This window comes from Sphingomonas caeni, assembly GCF_026013415.1.
Taxonomy (GTDB): domain Bacteria; phylum Pseudomonadota; class Alphaproteobacteria; order Sphingomonadales; family Sphingomonadaceae; genus Sphingomonas; species Sphingomonas caeni.
Genome location: NZ_JAPDOK010000002.1, coordinates 1 through 18,609, shown reverse-complemented (window position 1 = coordinate 18,609; position 18,609 = coordinate 1). Strand labels below are relative to the sequence as shown.

17 protein-coding genes are annotated in these 18,609 nt (G+C 68.2%); 8 read left to right on the top strand and 9 right to left on the bottom strand.

The window, feature by feature from the left end:
• Positions 1-2 precede the first annotated feature (2 nt).
• Positions 3-1,667: an ATP-binding protein gene (locus OF829_RS04715; RefSeq protein ID WP_264938824.1), complete on the top strand. Its 1,665-nt coding sequence runs from the start codon at positions 3-5 to the stop codon at positions 1,665-1,667.
• A 158-nt stretch (positions 1,668-1,825) separates the two neighbouring features.
• Here the strand turns inward: OF829_RS04715 and OF829_RS04710 are convergent, their stop codons facing one another.
• Complete coding sequence (locus OF829_RS04710) at positions 1,826-3,385, bottom strand: M23 family metallopeptidase (protein ID WP_264938823.1); 1,560 nt, start codon at positions 3,383-3,385, stop codon at positions 1,826-1,828.
• 285 nt (positions 3,386-3,670) lie between these two features.
• Between OF829_RS04710 and OF829_RS04705 the strand changes: the two genes are divergently transcribed.
• From OF829_RS04705 to OF829_RS04680, 6 genes are all read left to right on the top strand, one after another.
• Positions 3,671-6,211 carry a helicase-related protein gene (locus tag OF829_RS04705; RefSeq protein ID WP_264938822.1) on the top strand — a complete coding sequence of 847 codons (2,541 nt, stop codon included), beginning with the start codon at positions 3,671-3,673 and terminating at the stop codon, positions 6,209-6,211.
• Entirely contained in the window at positions 6,204-6,512 is a 309-nt protein-coding gene (locus OF829_RS04700; protein WP_264938821.1) for an RNA-binding S4 domain-containing protein, read from the top strand. Before OF829_RS04705 ends, OF829_RS04700 begins: the two co-directional genes overlap by 8 nt.
• A gap of 86 nt (positions 6,513-6,598) precedes the next feature.
• The gene (gene fdxA, locus OF829_RS04695; protein WP_264938820.1) at positions 6,599-6,937 is read left to right on the top strand and encodes a ferredoxin FdxA; all 339 of its coding nucleotides are present in this window, start codon (positions 6,599-6,601) and stop codon (positions 6,935-6,937) included.
• A gap of 272 nt (positions 6,938-7,209) precedes the next feature.
• On the top strand, positions 7,210-7,743 hold the full coding sequence (locus OF829_RS04690; RefSeq protein WP_264938819.1) for a CarD family transcriptional regulator: 534 nt from the start codon (positions 7,210-7,212) through the stop codon (positions 7,741-7,743).
• 350 nt (positions 7,744-8,093) lie between these two features.
• Entirely contained in the window at positions 8,094-8,825 is a 732-nt protein-coding gene (locus tag OF829_RS04685) for a head GIN domain-containing protein (RefSeq protein WP_264938818.1), read from the top strand.
• 51 nt (positions 8,826-8,876) lie between these two features.
• The gene (locus OF829_RS04680; RefSeq protein WP_264938817.1) at positions 8,877-9,575 is read left to right on the top strand and encodes a DUF2807 domain-containing protein; all 699 of its coding nucleotides are present in this window, start codon (positions 8,877-8,879) and stop codon (positions 9,573-9,575) included.
• A gap of 92 nt (positions 9,576-9,667) precedes the next feature.
• On the opposite strand, the gene pdeM is transcribed toward OF829_RS04680, so the two are convergent.
• From pdeM to OF829_RS04665, 3 genes are all read right to left on the bottom strand, one after another.
• The gene (pdeM, locus tag OF829_RS04675) at positions 9,668-10,327 is read right to left on the bottom strand and encodes a ligase-associated DNA damage response endonuclease PdeM (RefSeq protein ID WP_264938816.1); all 660 of its coding nucleotides are present in this window, start codon (positions 10,325-10,327) and stop codon (positions 9,668-9,670) included.
• Between the two features lie 99 nt (positions 10,328-10,426).
• The gene (locus OF829_RS04670) at positions 10,427-10,891 is read right to left on the bottom strand and encodes a hypothetical protein (protein WP_264938815.1); all 465 of its coding nucleotides are present in this window, start codon (positions 10,889-10,891) and stop codon (positions 10,427-10,429) included.
• A 60-nt stretch (positions 10,892-10,951) separates the two neighbouring features.
• A complete protein-coding gene (locus OF829_RS04665) occupies positions 10,952-12,367 on the bottom strand; it encodes a M20/M25/M40 family metallo-hydrolase (protein ID WP_264938814.1) in 1,416 nt (471 codons plus the stop codon).
• A 152-nt stretch (positions 12,368-12,519) separates the two neighbouring features.
• Between OF829_RS04665 and amaB the strand changes: the two genes are divergently transcribed.
• Positions 12,520-13,998, top strand: a complete 1,479-nt coding sequence (gene amaB, locus OF829_RS04660) for an L-piperidine-6-carboxylate dehydrogenase (protein ID WP_264938813.1) — start codon at positions 12,520-12,522, stop codon at positions 13,996-13,998.
• 102 nt (positions 13,999-14,100) lie between these two features.
• Here the strand turns inward: amaB and OF829_RS04655 are convergent, their stop codons facing one another.
• The 5 genes from OF829_RS04655 to OF829_RS04635 form a co-directional block, all read right to left on the bottom strand.
• The gene (locus OF829_RS04655; protein ID WP_264938812.1) at positions 14,101-14,424 is read right to left on the bottom strand and encodes a hypothetical protein; all 324 of its coding nucleotides are present in this window, start codon (positions 14,422-14,424) and stop codon (positions 14,101-14,103) included.
• A 108-nt stretch (positions 14,425-14,532) separates the two neighbouring features.
• Positions 14,533-14,925, bottom strand: coding sequence for a hypothetical protein (locus OF829_RS04650; protein ID WP_264938811.1), 393 nt, complete (start codon positions 14,923-14,925; stop codon positions 14,533-14,535).
• Positions 14,926-14,953: 28 nt separating this feature from the next.
• Positions 14,954-16,117, bottom strand: a complete 1,164-nt coding sequence (locus tag OF829_RS04645) for an acyl-CoA dehydrogenase family protein (RefSeq protein WP_264938810.1) — start codon at positions 16,115-16,117, stop codon at positions 14,954-14,956.
• 1 nt (position 16,118) lies between these two features.
• On the bottom strand, positions 16,119-17,180 hold the full coding sequence (locus tag OF829_RS04640; RefSeq protein ID WP_264938809.1) for a CaiB/BaiF CoA transferase family protein: 1,062 nt from the start codon (positions 17,178-17,180) through the stop codon (positions 16,119-16,121).
• A 160-nt stretch (positions 17,181-17,340) separates the two neighbouring features.
• Positions 17,341-18,480 (bottom strand): acetyl-CoA C-acetyltransferase, encoded by a 1,140-nt coding sequence (locus tag OF829_RS04635; protein ID WP_264938808.1) that lies wholly within the window; start codon positions 18,478-18,480, stop codon positions 17,341-17,343.
• Between the last annotated feature and the right edge of the window lie 129 nt (positions 18,481-18,609).

The window sequence follows — 18,609 nt, the reverse complement described above, 5'->3', positions numbered from 1 at the left end:
CGATGGAAGGCCAGTTTGGCGCGCGCGCGTTTGAAGGTGCAGCGCCAGTTTCAGCGGAGGCCCTGCCTTCCCAGACGCCCTTGCGCGCGATCGGCGCGGTGATCGAGATCGCCGGTTCGTCGAGCGTCGTGATGTTCGATTCGGCCGCGCTCGAGGCCTGCAACGCCAGCACCGATATCGCGATCGCCAATGCCGGTACGGTTGGCAGCCAGGTCAAGGTCCGCGTCGGCGGCACCTGGCTCATCGCGAACGTTCGTTCGCTCAAGCTCGCCGATGGCGGGATCGCCGCGCAGATCGACTTCCTGGGCGAAGGCGATGAGGAGAAACTGACCGGCAAGCTCTACCGCTTCCGCCGCGGCGTCACTCGCTACCCCGTGCCCGGCACCCAGGTTTTCCCCGTCTCGACCGCCGACTTGAAGCAGGTCTATGCCGCCGAGGACCGCGCGCATATCGAGATCGGCAACGTCTATCCGACCAAGGACATCCGCGCCGCGCTCTATATCGATGCGATGCTCGGCAAGCATTTCGCGCTGCTGGGCTCGACCGGTACCGGAAAATCGACCAGCGCCGCGCTGATCCTCCACCGCATCTGCGAAGCCGCGCCCCAGGGTCATATCGTGATGATCGACCCGCACGGCGAATATTCGTCGGCGTTCAAGAATATCGGCGCGCTCTACGACGTCTCGAACCTGCAGATGCCGTACTGGTTGATGAATTTCGAGGAGCATTGCGAGGTCTTCGTGACCACCGACGGATCGGACCGTCAGGTCGATGCCGATATCCTCGCCAAGTGCATCCTGCTCGCCAAGGGCAAGAACCGCCTGTCGCAGGAGATCGGCAAGCTCACCGTCGATGCGCCGATCCCCTATCTGCTGAGCGACCTGACCCAGATCATCCAGCTCGAAATGGGCAAGATGGACAAGGCGACCGATACGGCGCCCTATCTGCGCCTCCGCTCCAAGATCGACGAGATCAAGGCCGATCCGCGTTATGCCTTCATGTTCTCGGGCATGCTCGTCGCGGATACGATGCAGGCCTTTCTGGCACGCATCTTCCGGCTTCCCGGAGACGGCAAGCCGATCTCGATCATCGACGTGTCGGGCGTCCCTTCCGAAATCACGTCGGTGGTGGTCGCGGTGCTCAGCCGCATGGTATTCGACTTCGCGATCTGGTCGCGCAACGAAGCCAAGCGCCCGATCCTGCTCGTCTGCGAGGAGGCGCACCGCTACGTTCCCAACGAGCGCAACGCCGATGGCTCGTCGGTGGGGCGCATCCTCAGCCGGATCGCCAAGGAAGGCCGCAAATATGGCGTGTCGCTGGGGCTGATCACGCAGCGGCCCTCGGACCTGGCCGAGGGCGTGCTCTCGCAGTGCGGCACGATCCTGTCGATGCGCCTCAACAACGAGCGCGACCAGGCGTTCGTCCGCGCGGCGATGCCCGAGGGCGCGCGCGGCTTCCTCGATTCGATTCCCGCGCTTCGGAACCGCGAATGCATCGCGGTGGGCGAGGGCGTCTCGACCCCGGTCCGCCTGCTGTTCGACAGTCTCGAAGAGAGCAAGCGCCCGGCCTCCGAGGATCCGCTCTTCTCCGAACTGTGGCGCGAGACAGGCGGCGAGGACGGCATCCTCGAACGCACGATCAAGCGCTGGCGCTCGCAGGGGAAATAAGTTCCCACCCCAAAACGCCATCCCCGCGAAAGCGGGATCCGGCTTCTTCTTTGCGTCTTCGCGTCTTTGCGGAAATTCTAGAAAAATAGATTTCCGCAAAGACGCAAAGACACGAAGAGAAGAAGGTTCAGCTGATTTCCCGCTTCGCGGGAGGTGACTCAGTCCTCGTCGTCCTCGTGCGGGCGTGCGCCGGCGCCGACGGGCACCGCCATCAGCCGTCCGAGCCGCGAGCGTAGCGCGGCCATCGCACCGCCGTCGAGCTGGCGTTCGACCGAGAAGGCGACCGAGCGCGGATTGATCGGAATGCCGTTGCGGTAAAGTTCGTAATGGAGGTGCGGCCCCGTCGAGAGGCCGACATTGCCCACCGCGCCGATCAGTTGGCCGCGCCGGACGCGCTGGCCCGGACGGACGGTGATGCGGCTGAGATGGCCGTAGCCGGTGCCATAGGGTCCGGCATGCGCGATGCGGATGAGGTTGCCATAGCCGCTCGCGCGGCCCGCGAACTGGACCACGCCGTCGCTCGCGGCATAGACGGGGGTGCCCCAGGGCGCGGCGATGTCCATCCCCTTGTGCATGCGGACATAGCCGAGGATCGGATGGCGGCGCATCCCGAAGCCCGAGGAGATGCGGCCGGGGGTCGGCATCGCCATGCTGCCCCGGCGCTCGCCGCGGCCCGAGCTGTCGACCCATTCGTCGCGCCCGTCGATCGTCATGCGGACGAGCTGCATCTTGTTCGAACAGCCGGTGATCCCGGCATACATCAGCTCGCCCATCCGGACCTCGCCGGTCTCGGCGCGCGCCTGCTCGACGATGATGTCGAAGCGGCAACCCGCGCCCATGCGGCTGATCGGCATCCGCGTGCCGACCGATCGGATGAAGGATTCGACCGCCTTGGCCGGCGCGCCCGCCGCGCGCGCGGCGCGATAGAGGCTCTGCCCGAACTCGCCCTGGACGCGCAGCGGCGTGTTATCGATCCGGATCGGCATTTCCTTGAGCGACAGCTCGCCATTGGCGCCGCGGGTGATCTGGAGATTGAGATCGAAGCGCGCGCGGAAGGCCAGCGCCTGGAGGGGCCGCGGCTGGGTCTTGTCCGAACGGCGGCCGAGCGTGATGTCGACGGGCACGCCGCCCTCGATATCGCCGAGCGCCAGCGCCTTGCCGATCAGCGCGACCGTCGCATCGGCATCGCCGCCGCCCACGCCCGAGCGCTTGAGCACGCTCATCAGCGAGCCGCCCTGGGCGAGCTTGGCGTTGATCTCGATCTGCGGGCGTTCGGGGGTGTCGGCGAGCGGCGCGACCAACTTGGTCGCCGCCATGTGATAGCCGGTGGTGGCGCCCTTCGCGAGCGGCGCGATCGACTGCGCCCTGGTCGCCTCATAGTCCTTGCCCTTGAGCGCGGCGGGGGCGAAGCCGTAGATCGGATTTTCGAAGCCCGGCGACATCAGGAAGGTGAGCGCGCAAAGCCCGATGCAGGTCGCGGCGCCGCGATACCAAGTGAGCGTGCCGATCCGCGAGCCGAGATCGGGGGTGAGATCGAGATCGGGGAAATGGCGCTGGATCAGTCCGGGCCGCGCCTTCGCGCTCCCGCCGCCACCTTCCAGTCCATAGTCATTGCGCGTGAACAAGGCGCGCTGCCCCCACAAAGGATCGTTGTCGATGGTCGTGCCGTAACCCCCGGCATGGCCATGATCACTGTGGAAGGAGGTGCTTAAAGTCAAACTAACCGGCCCTTACGGCAGCTCACCCTGCGGTGACCTGTGCCACACCCAAGATGAAGGGAAGCTTTCACGATATTCGCTAACTAAACCAACATGGTTAACGACAAATGGCTATCCGGGAGTGTTGCTTAAGGCGCGACTCGGTACGAGATTATACTGTCTTTGAGTCGCGGTGCGGCCCGCTCCCCCACCCGGCCTCCCTTACTCTAGTAGCCTATGGGAGGCCGGGTGGGGGAGCGGGCCGGCACCGCTCATCGCCGAGAGGCGATCAAGCAAAAGAGCATAATGAGTCGGTTCGCGCGTTCCTCCATCACTGCCGTTCTCGGACCGACCAACACGGGCAAGACCCATTTGGCGGTCGAGCGGCTATGCGGTCATGCCTCGGGCATGATCGGCTTCCCGCTGCGGCTGCTCGCGCGGGAAGTGTATGAGCGCGTCGTCCGGATGAAGGGGCCGGGCGAAGTCGCGCTGCTCACGGGCGAGGAGAAGATCCTGCCCGCCAATGCCCGCTGGTTCCTGTGCACCGCCGAATCGATGCCGCTGGACCGCGAGCTGGCGTTCGTCGCGCTCGACGAGGCGCAGCTGGGCGCGGACCCGGAGCGCGGCCACGTCTTCACCGACCGGTTGCTCCGCGCGCGGGGCCGCGAGGAGACGATGATCCTCGGCTCCGATTCGCTGAAGCCGATGCTCAAGGCGCTGGTCCCCGAGGCCGAGATCGTCGGCCGCCCGCGCTTCTCGACGCTCGGCTATGCCGGGGCGAAGAAACTGTCGCGGCTGCCGCGCCGCTCGGCGATCGTCGCCTTCTCGGCGGAGGAAGTCTATGCCGTGGCCGAGGCGCTGCGGCGCCTGCGCGGCGGCGCGGCGGTGGTGATGGGCGCGCTCTCCCCCCGCACCCGCAACGCCCAGGTCGCGATGTTCCAGGCGGGCGAGGTCGATTATCTCGTTGCGACCGACGCGATCGGGATGGGGCTCAACATGGACGTGGCGCATGTCGCCTTCGCCTCGCTCCACAAGTTCGACGGGCGCCGCCAGCGCCGCCTGACGCTGGCCGAAATGGCGCAGATCGCCGGGCGCGCGGGGCGGCACCAGAAGGACGGGACGTTCGGCGCGCTTCACGAGCAAGGGCCCGAGGCCTTCACCCCGGAAGAGGTGCTCGCGATCGAGGCGCACCGCGTGCCCCGGCTCGAACATCTCTATTGGCGCGAGGGCGAGCCCGACCTTTCGAGCATCGACGACCTCATCGCCAGCCTCGAGCGCAAGCCGTTCGAACCGGTGCTCCGCGCTGCCCCCGAGGCGGTCGATCTCGCGGTGCTCAAGCGCCTCGCCGACGAGCCCTGGGTGCGCGACAGAGTAGGTTCTCGGGTCATGGTGCGGCGGCTCTGGGCGGCGTGCGGGCTGCCCGATTTCCGCAAGCTCGGCGCCGATCCGCATGCGCGTTTCGTTGGGCGGCTGTTCGGGCATCTGAGCGAGGGGCAGGGCCACGTCCCCCATCAATGGTTCGCCGACGAGATCGCCCGGCTCGATCAGATGGGCGGCGATGTCGAGACGATCGCCGGCCGCATCGCCGCGGCGCGCAGCTGGGCCTATATCGCGCACCGGTCCGACTGGCTGGAGAGCCCCGAGCATTGGGCCGAGCGAACGCGGGCGATCGAGGAGCGGCTCTCGGACGCGCTCCACGCCAGCCTCACCCAGCGTTTCGTCGACAAGCGCACCACGGTGCTGCTGCGCCAGATCGGGGCGGGGGCGAGCAGCCTGCCGGTGACGATCGGCGACGATGGCGAGGTGAGCGTCGAGGAACATGCGCTGGGGCGGCTCGAGGGGTTCCGTTTCATCGTCGATCCCGATGCGCGTGCGGCGGACAAGCGGATGCTGCTCGCGGCGGCGGAGAAACGGCTGGGGGCGGAGTTGAGGAAGCGGGGGGAGGCGCTGGCGGGAGCTGAGGATCACGAACTGACCCTTCAATCCGTTCGTGCTGGGCTTGTCGAAGCACAGTCCTTCCCTTCCGCCGAGAAGAAGAACAGCCCTTCGACAAGCTCAGGGCGAACGGTGGTTTGGGAGGGTAGCGTGGTGGCCAAACTTCACCCCGGCGCCAACCTCGCCCGGCCGCGCATCATCCTCGACCGCGCGCTCGATGTCCTCGATGCACAGGCCCGCGGCGCGATCCAGGCGCGCCTCGAGGCGTGGTTCGCCGCCCAGCTCGCGCGCCATCTCCCCGTCCTCGCCAAGCTCGACGCCGCCACCCGCGATCCGCAGGCCGGCCCGCGCCTGCGCGCCATCGCCGGCGCGCTGATCGAAGCGGGCGGGTTGCTTCCGCGCCGGGCCGCGGGGCCGATGGTCGAGGCGCTCGACACCCAGGCGCGGCAGGCGCTGCGCCGGATCGGGGTGACCATCGGCACGCTCGATCTGTTCGCCCCGGGCTTGCTCAAGCCAGGGGCCGCGCGCTGGCGGCGGATGCTGGTGGGGCTCGACACCGGCCCGCCCGATGGCGCCACCGTCCTCCCGCGGGGCGCCCCCGGCGCCGATCTCGCGCACGGCTTCCGCCCGCTTGGGAGCCAGGCCGTCCGCGTCGATCTGGTCGAGCGCATCGCCTGCGCCGCGCATGAGTCGCGCAAAGGGAGGAAGCCCTTCATCCCCGATCCCGCGCTCGCCACCTCGATGGGGCTCCAGCCCGAGACGCTCGCGCGGCTGATGGCGCAGCTCGGCTTCCGCACCGCGCGGGGCAGGGAGGGCGCGTGGATCTGGCAGGGCCTCACCCCCGCGGCCAAGCCCAAGGCCGCGCCCGAGGGCAACGCCTTCGCCGCGCTCGCAGGGTTGCGCGATGGCTGACAGCATGCGCCTCGATCGCTTCCTCTGGTTCGCGCGGCTCACCAAGACGCGCGGCTGGGCGCAGGATCTGGCGCATGGCGGCCATCTCCGCATCGACGGCCGCAGGATCGAGAAGGCCGCGGCGGCCGTACGCCCCGGCAACGTCCTTGCCTTCCTGACCCATGACCACAAGATCCGCGTCGTCCGGATAGAAGCGCTCCCCACGCGCCGCGGCCCCCCGGCCGAGGCGCGGGCTTGTTATGTCGAGCTGACGCTCGACGAGCGGGCCGGTGCCGCGGCCCAGCGCAGCGCAAAAAGATAAGAACGTCTCGCAGAAAGCCCCGATTGATTGACGGGCGCGAATCACGGGCATAGCAGGAGCGCAACACCGTACGGAGCCGCATCGCCATGACCTATGTCGTCACCGACGCCTGCATCAAGTGCAAGTATATGGACTGCGTCGAGGTCTGCCCGGTCGACTGTTTCTACGAGGGCGAGAACATGCTCGTCATCAATCCGAGCGAGTGCATCGATTGCGGCGTGTGCGAGCCCGAATGCCCGGCCGAGGCGATCCTGCCCGATACCGAGAACGGGCTGGAGCAGTGGCTCGAGCTCAACAAGACCTATTCGGAGGAATGGCCCAACGTCACCCAGAAGGGCGACGTTCCCGCCGATGCCGATGCGCACAAGGGCGAAGACGGCAAGTTCGACAAATATTTCTCGTCGAATCCGGGCTCGGGATCGTAATTCCCCGCCGTTTTGGCGGTTATCCACAAGGCGCCCTGCGCTCCGTCCACAGGAACCTTCAGCATCGCGCAACTTTCTTGCGCGTGTGTGCGATGCAACACTGGTAATTTTGTTGCAAACGTGTTAAATGGGCGGAGACGGAGGAAAAATTGCCCTTCGTCCGGAGAACGCAAGGAAAATTGCCCCGATTCGCCGCCCGCAGCGCCGCTTCGCGCCAGCGAGCGACGCCACTAACCCGTCGGGGCCGGTATTCACGGAAAGGCTAAGTGCAAATGGCTGCCAAGGCGCTGTCCTTCGATGTCGGCGATTATGTCGTTTACCCCAAGCACGGCGTTGGCCGTGTGATCGAGCTTCAGAAACAGGAAATCGCGGGCATGCAGCTTGAGCTGTATGTGCTCCGCTTCGAAAAGGAGCGGATGACGCTCCGCGTTCCGACCAACAAGGCCGAGAGCGTCGGGATGCGCAAGCTGTCGAGCGACAAGACGCTCAAGGAAGCGCTCGAGACGCTCAAGGGCAAGCCGCGCGTCAAGCGCACCATGTGGTCGCGCCGCGCCCAGGAATATGAATCGAAGATCAATTCGGGCGACCTGGTGTCGATCGCCGAAGTGGTCCGCGACCTGTTCCGCGCCGACGACCAGCCCGAGCAGAGCTATTCCGAACGCCAGATCTTCGAAGCGGCGGCCTCGCGCCTCGCCCGCGAGCTGGCCGCGATGGAGGAAGTGCTCGAGCCGGCCGCGCTCGAGAAGATCCTCGATATCCTGCGCAAGTCTGCGGCGATCTGGAACAAGGACAAGGTGCCGGCATAAGCCGCGGACCTTTCCGGCAAGCAACAGGGGCGGCCCTTTGTGGCCGCCCCTTTTGTTTTGTCCGGACAGTAGCCTAACCAACCGTCATCCCGGCGAAAGCCGGGACCCAGCTGATTCCAGATTTCCCACAAAGACGCGAAGACGCGAAGAGGTTTCAGCAAGGATCACGCTCTTTGCGCCTTCGCGTCTTTGCGTGAGCCTCTTCCTTCCTCTTTTTGAATTGTGCTGACGCGCGGAGAAGAAGCTGGGTCCCGGCTTTCGCGGGGATGACGGAAGGGGAAGGGTCTTCCCATCGCCCGCGAACTAGTGTATTGCATCACCAACACACGAGATATCAGAGAGGGAAAGCCATGCGCATCCTGTTGATCGCCGCCTGCCTGCCGCTGTTGGGCGCCTGCCATGCGAGCTGGGACCATGACGGCGCCAGCCGCCACGACGGAAAGCTGAGCGGTGTCGCAGCCAGCCGCAGCTATGATGCGACCGGCTTCACCGCGATCGATCTGCGCGGATCGGACGATGTCGATGTCAAGGTCGGCGGCGCCTTCTCGGTCAAGGCCGAGGGCGATTCCAAGCTGCTCGAAGAGCTCGAGATCACGGTCACCAACGGCACGCTCCGCATCAGCCGCAAGGGCAACAGCCATTGGAACTGGGGCGATCACGATGGCATTCGCATCCATGTCACCATGCCGGCGCTCAGCGGGGCGACCGTCTCGGGCTCGGGCGATCTCGACGTCGACAAGGTCTCGGGCGACTTCAAGGGCGCCGTGGCCGGATCGGGCAATCTGACCGTCGCGGCGGTGGCCGGCGGCAATGTCGATCTCGCGATCGGCGGATCGGGCGACCTCAAGGTCTCGGGCACTGCGAGCCAGCTTTCGGCGGCGGTTGCGGGTTCGGGCGATATCGACGCCAAGGGCATGACCGCGACCAGCGCGCGCGTCTCGGTGATTGGATCGGGCAACGTGACCGGCACCGTCAAGGGCGACGCCGATATCAGCATCACGGGCTCGGGCGATGTCGATCTGGGCGGCGCGGCCAAGTGCAAGGTCAGCACGATCGGATCGGGCGAGGCGCATTGCGGATAATTTGGGCGGCCGGCGCCTTGCGCGTGACGTAACGGAGTGCGAGTCAGCGTCATGCGCTGGCTCGCCCTCGTCGCTCTGTTCCTGCTGACCGCCTCGGCATCGCCGCAGGAAAAGACCTTCATCGTCTCGGGCTTCGACCGCGTCCGCGTCGACGGGCCGTTCACGGTCGAGATCGTGCGCGGGCCGACGCACGCCAGCGCCGAGGGCGATTCGAAGCTGCTCGACCGGCTCGACCTGCATGTCGATGGAACTACCCTCGTCGTCGGCGCAGGCGCGCAGGGCTGGAACCTCGCCCGCGGCGAGGCGGCGGGGTCGCCCCGGATCATCCTCACCACCCCGGCGCTGCGCGGGCTGCTCGTCAATGGCGGCGGGCAGGTGAAGGTCGAGGATATGCGCGGCGACCGCATCGATGTCGCGGTGAGCGGCGCGGGGACGATCGATATCGCCGCGCTCCAGACCGACGATCTCAACCTCACCCTGATCGGCACCGGCCGGATCGCCGCCGCCGGAAACGCGCGCCGCGCCCGGCTGCGGCTGAACGGGGCAGGGCAGATCGATGCGGCGAAGCTGCAGGCGGGGGACGCGACGATCGTCTCGGAAAGCTCGGGCGATATCGGGCTCGGCGTTCGCTATACGGTCCGCGTCTTCGCGCTCGGGCTGGGGCGGGTGACCATCGGGGGGACTCCGACCTGCACGATCAGCGGCCCCGGGCCCGTCGAATGCGCGGGCCAGATCATCCGGACGCGTTGAATCGATCCCGTGCTCCGGCGAAGGCCGGAGCCTTGGCCGCAACCGATGTCCCTCGAACACAGCGCTCCGGCCTTCGCCGGAGCACGGCCTCCCTAGGCCGCCAGCGGGAACCGCAGCAGCCGCCCCTCGACCGCGACCAAAGCCTCCGCCCGGGGCCCCACTGCGCGCACGATCTCGGGGTGATGCGCGTCGAGCCCGCCGGTGAGCGCACCGAACGCGGGCAGGATCAGCTTGGTGCCGGTCGCGACGAAGCAGCGCCGCGACACCAGCCGCCCGCGCACGCTGACGCGCAGCTTGGGGTGGAAATGCCCCGACAGTTCGGGCCGCACCTCGCATGGGTCGGCCTCGTGGCGCAGCAGCAGCCCGTCGACCTCGGCCTCCTCGGCGATCGACCCGCCGAACGGATCGACCACGGGATCGTGATTGCCGGTGATCCAGTGCCAGTCGAGCCGCGCGGTCAGCCCCTCGAGCAACGTCCGCGCCTCCGCCGGCAGCCGCTCGCACCCGGCCGAATCGTGGAAGCTGTCGCCCAGGCACCATAGCTCCGCCGCGCCGGTCCGCGCGACCAGGCCGCCCAGCGCGCTCAGCGTCGCGATCGAATCATAGGGCGGCAGCATCTGCCCGCGCGCAGCGAACCAGCTCGCCTTCTCGAAATGCAGGTCCGCCACCAGCAGCGCGCGCCGCGCCGGCCAGTAGAGCGCGCCCTCGGGCAGCGCCATCAGATCGTGGCCGGCGAACGAAAGGGGAACCATGCCCTGCTATCGCCCTGACGCCCCACGCCGTCAACACCCCGCCAGCGGCGGGCTCAACACCCCGCCAGCGGCGGGCTCAACACCCCGCCAGCGGCGGGCTCAACAGCGCAGGATCGGGACCTTCTTGCCGTTGAAGGGCGAGGTCACCACGCCGTGATTCTGGTCGATCCGCTCGACCGCGAAGCTGCGGACCTCGGGCGGATTGACCTTCTGCGCAGCCTCGCCGCCCAGATCGCCGCGCTCGGTGATCGTCTCGGTGATCTTGCCGTCGGCGACCTTCCAGGTGCCGACATCGCCCGAATTATCGACGCTGCCGTCGGCGTTGTAGTGGACTACGAAGTCGCTCGCGCATTCCTTCTCGAACGACCAGGTGCCGACCAGCCATTCGCTCAAGCCCCCTGCGGGCAGCGGCGCGGTGTCGGCGAGGTGTGGCGGCGCGGCGGGCTCGGCCTCGTTGACCAGCGCGGCCGCATCATTGTTGGCGGGCGGCGGTGCAGCGGGGTTGCAGCCGGCGAGCAACAGCGCGGCGGACGCCAACACAGATAGGGCAAGCAAACGCGACATGAGCAACTCCCCAACCCCGAACGCGGCGATTCTAGCCGATTCGCCGGGGTGAGGACAATGTCACGCCGCAGCCGCCTGTACCGTTTTCGCGGCCTTCATCTCGCCCAGCGCGCCCAGGATCCGCACCCAGCTGCGCATTCCCTTGTGGAAGCTCTTCAGCTCGTACTTCTCGTTGGGCGAATGGATATTGTCGTCGGGCAGCGCGAAGCCGACCAGCACCGTGTCCATGTCCAGGATGGTGCGGATCGAGGTGACGACGGGAATGCCCCCGCCGCAGCCGATCAGCGCCGCCTTGCCCCATTCGGCGTCGAGCGCCGCCCGGGTGGCGGCAAGCGGCGGGCTGTCGCTCGGCACGCTGACCGCCGGGCTGCCGGGGCCGCGCGAGGCGAACTCGGCGCTGCAATCGGCGGGGAGGCGATCGCGGACATGTTTTTCGAAGGCCGCCCAGACCTTGTCGGGGTCCTGCCGCCCGACCAGCCGGAAGCTGACTTTCGCATGCGCCTCGGCGGGAATCACCGTCTTGAACCCTTCGCCGGTATAGCCGCCCCAGATGCCGTTCACTTCGGCGGTCGGCCGCGCCCAGATCTGTTCGAGCGCGTCGGTGCCCTTCTCGCCCGCCGGGACGCGCAGGCCGACATCGCCGAGAAACTCGCCATCGTCGAAGCCGAGCGCGTCCCATGACTTGCGGACATCGGCGCTCACCGGATCGACGCCGTCGTAAAAGCCGTCGAGCGTGACATGGCCGTCGGCGTCCTTCATCTCGCCCAGGATCGTCGCGAGCAGCTGGATCGGATTGCGCGCGGCGCCGCCGTACAGGCCCGAGTGGAGGTCGCGCCTGGCCGCGTGGATCGTCACCTCGCCCGCCGCCATGCCGCGCAGGCCAATGGTCAGGCCGGGCGTGTCCGCGTCCCACATCAGCGTGTCGCAGATCAGCGCGAAATCGGCCTTCAGTTCTTCGGCATTGGCGCGCAGGAAGGGATCGAGGCTGACCGATCCCGATTCCTCCTCGCCCTCGAACAGGATCGTCACCTTGCAGGGGAGGGCGCCCGTCGTCTCCTTCCACGCCCGGCACGCCTCGACAAAGGTCCGCAACTGCCCCTTGTCGTCGGAGGCGCCGCGCCCGACGATGATCCTGGCGCCATCGGCCTTGGTTTCGATCGCGGGGTCGAACGGATCGCGCCGCCACAGGTTGAGCGGGTCCACGGGCTGGACGTCATAATGGCCGTAGAAGAATATATGCGGGCCGGGGCCGTCGTGATGCGCGACTACCATGGGGTGCCCCGGCGTCGGCGCGACGCGGGCATCGAAGCCGAGCCCGGTCAGCTCGTTGGCAAGCAATTGCGCCGCCTTTAGGCATTCGGGCGCATAGGCTGGGTCGGTCGAGACCGACTGGACGCGCATCAGCGCGAAAAGGCGGTCGAGCGTGTCGTCGAGATGGCTCTCGATATAGGCGAGCGGGGCGGTGGAGTCGGTCATGGAGGCGAGGTACGCCTCGGCCGAACCGGCTTCAACCCTGCCCCTAAATCGTCATCCCGGCGAAAGCCGGGACCCAGCGTAACGCTGCCGCGTCGCCTGTGGTTCTGGGCCCCGGCTTTCGCCGGGATGACGGTGAGGGTAGGGAAGCCATCATGAGCACATTCCCCCCCGCCGGCGCCGAGGCCGCCGCCATCCTCGAGGTCCTGGGCTGTCCCCTCCCGCAAACCGGTCTGCCTTCCCCCATCGACGGCACGCCGATGCCGCAGGTTCCCGACCATGCCGATCCCGCCGCCGCCATCGCCGCCTCGGTGACCGCGTTCGAGGCCTGGCGCAGCGTGCCGGCTCCGGTCCGTGGCCTACTCGTCCGCCAGTTCGGCGAGGCGCTGCGCACCCACCGCGACGCGCTCGGCCGCCTCGTCACCATCGAAACCGGCAAGCCCCTCTCCGAAGGCGTGGGCGAAGTGCAGGAGATGATCGACATCTGCGACTTCGCGGTCGGGCTTTCGCGCCAGCTCTACGGCCTCACCATCGCCAGCGAGCGCCCCGAGCATCATATGCGCGAGCTGTGGCATCCGCTGGGGCCGGTCGCGGTGATCAGCGCGTTCAACTTCCCCGTCGCGGTCTGGGCGTGGAACGCGTGCATCGCTTTGGTCTGCGGCGATTCGGTCCTGTGGAAGCCCAGCGAGAAGACCCCCGTCACCGCCCACGCCGTCCAGGCGCTGTTCGACCGCGTCGCCAAGGATTTCGGCGCTCCCGAAGGCCTCGCCCAGCTGGTCACCGGCGGCCGCGAGACCGGCGCGGCGCTCGCCGCCGACCCGCGCATCCCGCTCGTCTCCGCCACCGGCAGCGTGCCGATGGGCCGCGCGCTCGCGCAGGCCGTCGCCGCCCGGCTCGGCCGCTCGCTGCTCGAGCTCGGCGGCAATGCCGCGACGATCGTCTGCCCCTCGGCCGATCTCGATCTCGCCGTGCGCGCGATCGCCTTCAGCGCGGCGGGCACCACCGGCCAGCGCTGCACGACGATGCGCCGGCTGATCGTCCATGACTCGGTCTATGACGCGCTGATCCCGCGGCTGAAAAAGGCGTTCGCGTCGCTCCGTATCGGCGATCCGCGCGATCCCGAGACGCTGATCGGCCCGATGATCGACAGCCAGGCCGTCGCCGCGATGGCTTCGGCGCTGACCCGCGCCCGCGCCGAGGGCGAGGTCACCGGCGGCGAGCAGCTCGACGGCAATTATGTCCGCCCCGCGCTCGCCGAACTTCCCGCGCAGAGCGACCTGGCGCGCGAGGAAACCTTCGCGCCCATCCTCTATGTCCTGCGCTACACCGACTTCGCCCAGGCCATCGCGATCCAGCGCGACGTGCCGCAGGGCCTTTCCTCCTCGATCCTCACCAACGATCTGCGCGAGGGTGAGGCGTTCCTGTCGGCCACCGGCTCCGATTGCGGCATCGCCAACGTCAATATGGGGACCAGCGGCGCCGAGATCGGCGGCGCGTTCGGCGGCGAGAAGGAGACGGGCGGCGGGCGCGAGTCGGGCTCGGACTCGTGGAAAGCCTATATGCGCCGCCAGACCCAGAATGTGAATTACGGCCGGACGCTGCCGCTCGCGCAGGGCGTGGAGTTCGATCTCTAGCCGCCGGTCAACGGCGTGACGCCCCCCGGGGAAAGACGGGAGGGGCGCCACGCCGCGCCGGGGTCCGCGCGCACCGGGAAGTCGCGCGCGGACCTTGGGGCATCATCCAGCTACGAGGAAACCCGACACCAGGATCGCGGCGATCAGCGTGCCGAACATAAGATAGCTGGCGATCGAGGGCTTGAACGGCTTGGGATGGTCGCGGCGGAGCTGGTCCATCTTCGCCGCCATGCCGGGCCGCGCCGAGAGCCTGCCGCGCTCGGCGATCGGCGCCTCGGCGAGGAAGGCGACGCAGCGCCGCGTCTCCTCGGTGCTCAGCAGTGGATAGCGTTTGAGCAGGGTCTCGACCTCGTCGACCGGGCCCGGCGCGGGCTTGCGCGTGGCGGGGACGGACCAGCTCGGATTGTCTTCATGTTCGATGATCATGCGAATTGCCTCTTTTCGCGCAGCCGCTCCCTGGGGGCGGCCGCGCGCAGTCGTCGGAACCCGCGCGGCGCGGGGCCGGGCGGGCGATTGCGTCAACGGGGGAAGGACTCAGGCGCGCGGAGGCGCGCGTGCCCGAGTGGTGGAGGGCCAGCTTGTCCGGGCTTGCGCGCCGGCGACCGCCCGGTGCCGCGCCGTTTGCGGAGCGGCGCAGGGAAGCGCGAAACCGAACGCGGCCAGCGCGAGCCCGCTGTCGAAATCGGGGCGCCGTGCGTTCGCCCCCTTGGGATGGACCGCCCGCCGCGCATCGCCGGCGCGGTCGCCCGCGCTCGGCAGGCACTGATCCGCCACCGCGACGCTGACCGCCGAATGCGCCCTTGTGGCATGGACGCCCCCGCCGAGCAGCGACAGCAGCAGCGCCGCCGCGATCCCGAACACCGCGCCGGCCGCCGAACGCAGCGGCGTCGGCACGTCGCTCGGGTCAGAGGCGCGCGGTTCGGTCACCTCCCCGACATAGGGCGGCACCGCCCGCCTACAAGGACCGCGCGATCAGCAGCTTCATGATCTCGCTCGATCCGCCATAGATGCGCTGGACCCGCGCATTCCGCCACAGCCGCGCGATCGGATAGTCGTTGATATAGCCATAGCCGCCATGCAGCTGGAGGCAGGCATCGACCACCTCCCACTCCGCCTCGGTGGCGAACAATTTGGCGATCGCCGCGGTGGTCAGGTCCAGCGTCCCGTCCATGTAGCGCTGGACGCAGTCGTTGACATACACCTTGGCCACCGTCGCCTTGGCCTTGCACTCGGCGAGCTTGAACTGGGTGTTCTGGAAATCGAAGATGCGCTGGCCGAACGCCTCGCGCTCCTTGACATAGTCGATCGTGCACGCAAGCGCGCGTTCCATCGTCTGGATGCTGCCGACCGCGATGATCAGCCTTTCCCGGGGGAGTTCGGCCATCAGCTGGCGAAAGCCCTGGCCCTCGCTGTGCCCCAGCAGATTGTCGGCGGGCACCCAGACATCGTCGAAGAACAGCTCGGACGTGTCCTGCGCATCCTGCCCGATCTTGTCGAGCGCCTTGCCCCGGCGGAAGCCCTCGGCATCGTTGGTATCGACGATCAGCAGCGACACGCCCTTGCCGCCCGCCGCCGGATCGGTCTTGGCGACGACGATGATGAAGTCGGCAATCTGCCCGTTCGAGATGAAGGTCTTGGCGCCGTTGATCCGGTAGCCATTGCCGTCCTTGAGCGCGGTGGTGCGGATCGCCTGCAGGTCCGATCCCGCGCCCGGCTCGCTCATCGCGATCGCGGCGACGCTCTCGCCCGAGCAGAGCTTCGGGAGCCAGCGCTGCTTCTGCTCGTCGGTCCCGTGCGCGAGGACATAGGGCAGGATGATGACGTTGTGGAGCGAGAGCGCGAAGCCCTCGACGCCATGCTTCGCGACCTGCTCGACAAGCGCGACCTCATGCCGGAAATCGCCCCCGCCGCCGCCATATTCGGCCGGGATCGATGCGCCGAGCAGCCCCGCCTCGCCCGCCTGCCGCCAAAAGGCGCGCTCGACCTGTCCGGCGTCACGCCAGCCCTGGATGCGCTCGGGCGTCGCCTCGCGTTCGAAGAAGCGCGCGGCGGCGTCGGCGAGCAGCACGATCTCGGGGTCCTGCATGCAAGCCGGAGGGGGTACGTCGAGCACGGGCATGTCAGCGTTCCTTGCGTTCGGCGATCACCGCGTCCGCCGCTTCGACCACCGGCGGGCGAGGCGCGGCGGCGGGGGTGGCCGAGAAGCGCGGGGCGGGGGCCGGCTCTCCCGAGGCGAAGGTTCCGCGCGCGAGATTGTGCGGATGCGCCGCGGCTTCGTCGAAGGTCAGGACCGGCGACACGCACGCCTCGGGCGCGAAATGCCCGGCCCAGTCGTCACGGGTGCGTTCGGCGAACAGGGCTTCGAGCTTGGCGGTCTGCGCGGGCCAGGCCGCGGGATCGCGCTGCTGCGCGAAATCGGGATCGTCGCTCAGGCTCAATCCGGCGAGCAGCGCCGCCCAGAATTGCGGCTCGATCGCGCCGACCCCGACAAACTTGCCGTCGGCGCATTCATAGGTCCGGTAGAAGGGCGCCGCGCCGCTCAGCATGGCGTTGCCGGGACCGTCGGGCCATAGGCCGGCGCGCTTGAACCCCCAGCTCATCGTCGCGAGCAAAGCCGAGCCATCGGTCATCGCCGCATCGACGACCTGCCCCGGCGCGCCCATCTTCACCGCGAGCAGCGCGCTCACCATCCCGAAGGCGAGCAGCATGCCCCCGCCGCCGAAATCGCCGACATAATTGACCGGCGCCACCGGCCGTCCGCCCGGATGGCCGACCCCCTCGAGCACGCCCGACACGGCGATGTAATTGATGTCGTGCCCCGGCGCCTGGGCGAGCGGCCCGCTCTGTCCCCAGCCGGTCATGCGGCCATAGACGAGCTTCGGATTGTCGCCGAGCAGCAGCTCGGGCCCCAGCCCCAGCCGTTCCATCACGCCGGGCCGGTTGCCCTCGATCAGCCCGTCGGCCGTCGCGCAGAGCTGGCGGGCCAGCGCCGCGCCCTCGGCAGTCTTGAGATCGAGCGAAATCGACCGCCGCCCGCGCGCCAGCGAGTGCGGCATGAAGCCCTCGCCCGGCCGCTCGATCCGGATCACCTCGGCGCCATGATCCGCCAGCATCATACCCGCGAACGGCGCGGGGCCGATCCCGGCGAACTCGATGATGCGGACGCCGGTAAGGGCGCCCACTAAATTCCTCCCCGGGACGGGGAGGGGGACCAGCCGCAGGCTGGTGGAGGAGCCCCGCCATCCGCGAGCGCTGGAATTTGGGGAGAGCGGGGCCCCCTCCACCACCGCCTTCGGCGGCGGTCCCCCTCCCCGTTCCGGGGAGGAATGAAGAAGGCCAGCCTCACAGCGCTTCGACGATGGTCACATTGGCGATGCCGCCGCCCTCGCACATCGTCTGGAGCCCGTATTTGAGCCCGCGCCTGCGTAAGCCATGGATCAGCGTCGTCATCAGCTTGGTGCCCGAGGCCCCCAGCGGATGCCCCAGCGCGATCGCGCCGCCATTGACGTTGAGCTTCGCGGGGTCGCCGCCAGTGTGCTCCAGCCACGCGAGCGGCACCGGGGCGAAGGCCTCGTTGACCTCGTACAGGTCGATATCGGCGAGCGTCATCCCGGCGCGCTTGAGCGCCTTGTCGGTCGCGAACAGCGGCTCTTCGAGCATGATCACCGGATCGCCCGCGGTCACCGTCAGGTTGACGATCCGCGCCAGCGGGGTCAGCCCGTGATCCTTGAGCGCCTGTTCCGACACCACCAGCACCGCCGAGGATCCGTCGCAGATCTGACTGGCATTGCCCGCGGTGATCGCGCCGCCCTCGACCAGGGTCTTGAGCGAGGCCAGTCCGTCGAGCGTCGCGTCGAAGCGGATGCCCTCGTCGATCGTATGATGTCCGCCCTCGATCTCGAGCGGCACGATCTCCCCATCGAAATCCCCCCGCTCGGTCGCCGCAGCGGCGCGGCGGTGGCTCTCCAGCGCATAGGCATCGAGCTGCTCGCGCGAATAGCCGTACTTCCTCGCGATCATCTCCGCGCCGGTGAACTGGCTGAACCCGCGTACCCCGAATCGCGCCAACACCGCGTCGCTGAACGGCTTGCCGCCCGCGACGCTGGTCCCCATCGGCACGCGGCTCATATGTTCGACCCCCGCGGCGATCACCACGTCCTGTGTGCCGCTCATCACCGCCTGCGCCGCGAACTGGATCGCCTGCTGCGAGCTGCCGCATTGCCGGTCGATGCTCACCGCCGGCACCGATTGCGGCAGCGTCGAAGCCAGCACGCAGTTGCGCCCGATATGCAGCGCCTGCTCGCCCGCCTGGCCGACACAGCCCATGATCACATCGTCGATCGCCTTGGGATCGATCCCGCTGCGCGCCGCGATCGCCGACAGCGCCGCCCCGCCCAGATCATTGGGGTGCCAGCCCATCAGCTTGCCGTTGCGGCGGCCTCCGGCGGTGCGAACCGCCTCGACGATATAGGCTTCGGCCATGCGATCCTCTCCTGAGCTTACATCGTTGTAAGCAGGGAGCGGATGCGGTCAACTAGGACGAATCGACATTCAACGCATCCAGATCATGGCTGCGGCGAGGTGGATGAAGGCGAGGAAGTATGCGGCGCG

What these genes read in the sequence shown, in the direction of transcription:
- OF829_RS04715 (WP_264938824.1), top strand. Translation starts at nt 3, where the DNA reads ATGGAAGGCCAGTTTGGCGCGCGCGCGTTTGAAGGTGCAGCGCCAGTT.
- OF829_RS04705 (WP_264938822.1), top strand. Translation starts at nt 3,671, where the DNA reads ATGAGTCGGTTCGCGCGTTCCTCCATCACTGCCGTTCTCGGACCGACC.
- OF829_RS04700 (WP_264938821.1), top strand. Translation starts at nt 6,204, where the DNA reads ATGGCTGACAGCATGCGCCTCGATCGCTTCCTCTGGTTCGCGCGGCTC.
- fdxA (WP_264938820.1), top strand. Translation starts at nt 6,599, where the DNA reads ATGACCTATGTCGTCACCGACGCCTGCATCAAGTGCAAGTATATGGAC.
- OF829_RS04690 (WP_264938819.1), top strand. Translation starts at nt 7,210, where the DNA reads ATGGCTGCCAAGGCGCTGTCCTTCGATGTCGGCGATTATGTCGTTTAC.
- OF829_RS04685 (WP_264938818.1), top strand. Translation starts at nt 8,094, where the DNA reads ATGCGCATCCTGTTGATCGCCGCCTGCCTGCCGCTGTTGGGCGCCTGC.
- OF829_RS04680 (WP_264938817.1), top strand. Translation starts at nt 8,877, where the DNA reads ATGCGCTGGCTCGCCCTCGTCGCTCTGTTCCTGCTGACCGCCTCGGCA.
- pdeM (WP_264938816.1), bottom strand. Translation starts at nt 10,327, where the DNA reads ATGGTTCCCCTTTCGTTCGCCGGCCACGATCTGATGGCGCTGCCCGAG.
- OF829_RS04670 (WP_264938815.1), bottom strand. Translation starts at nt 10,891, where the DNA reads ATGTCGCGTTTGCTTGCCCTATCTGTGTTGGCGTCCGCCGCGCTGTTG.
- OF829_RS04665 (WP_264938814.1), bottom strand. Translation starts at nt 12,367, where the DNA reads ATGACCGACTCCACCGCCCCGCTCGCCTATATCGAGAGCCATCTCGAC.
- amaB (WP_264938813.1), top strand. Translation starts at nt 12,520, where the DNA reads ATGAGCACATTCCCCCCCGCCGGCGCCGAGGCCGCCGCCATCCTCGAG.
- OF829_RS04655 (WP_264938812.1), bottom strand. Translation starts at nt 14,424, where the DNA reads ATGATCATCGAACATGAAGACAATCCGAGCTGGTCCGTCCCCGCCACG.
- OF829_RS04645 (WP_264938810.1), bottom strand. Translation starts at nt 16,117, where the DNA reads ATGCCCGTGCTCGACGTACCCCCTCCGGCTTGCATGCAGGACCCCGAG.
- OF829_RS04635 (WP_264938808.1), bottom strand. Translation starts at nt 18,480, where the DNA reads ATGGCCGAAGCCTATATCGTCGAGGCGGTTCGCACCGCCGGAGGCCGC.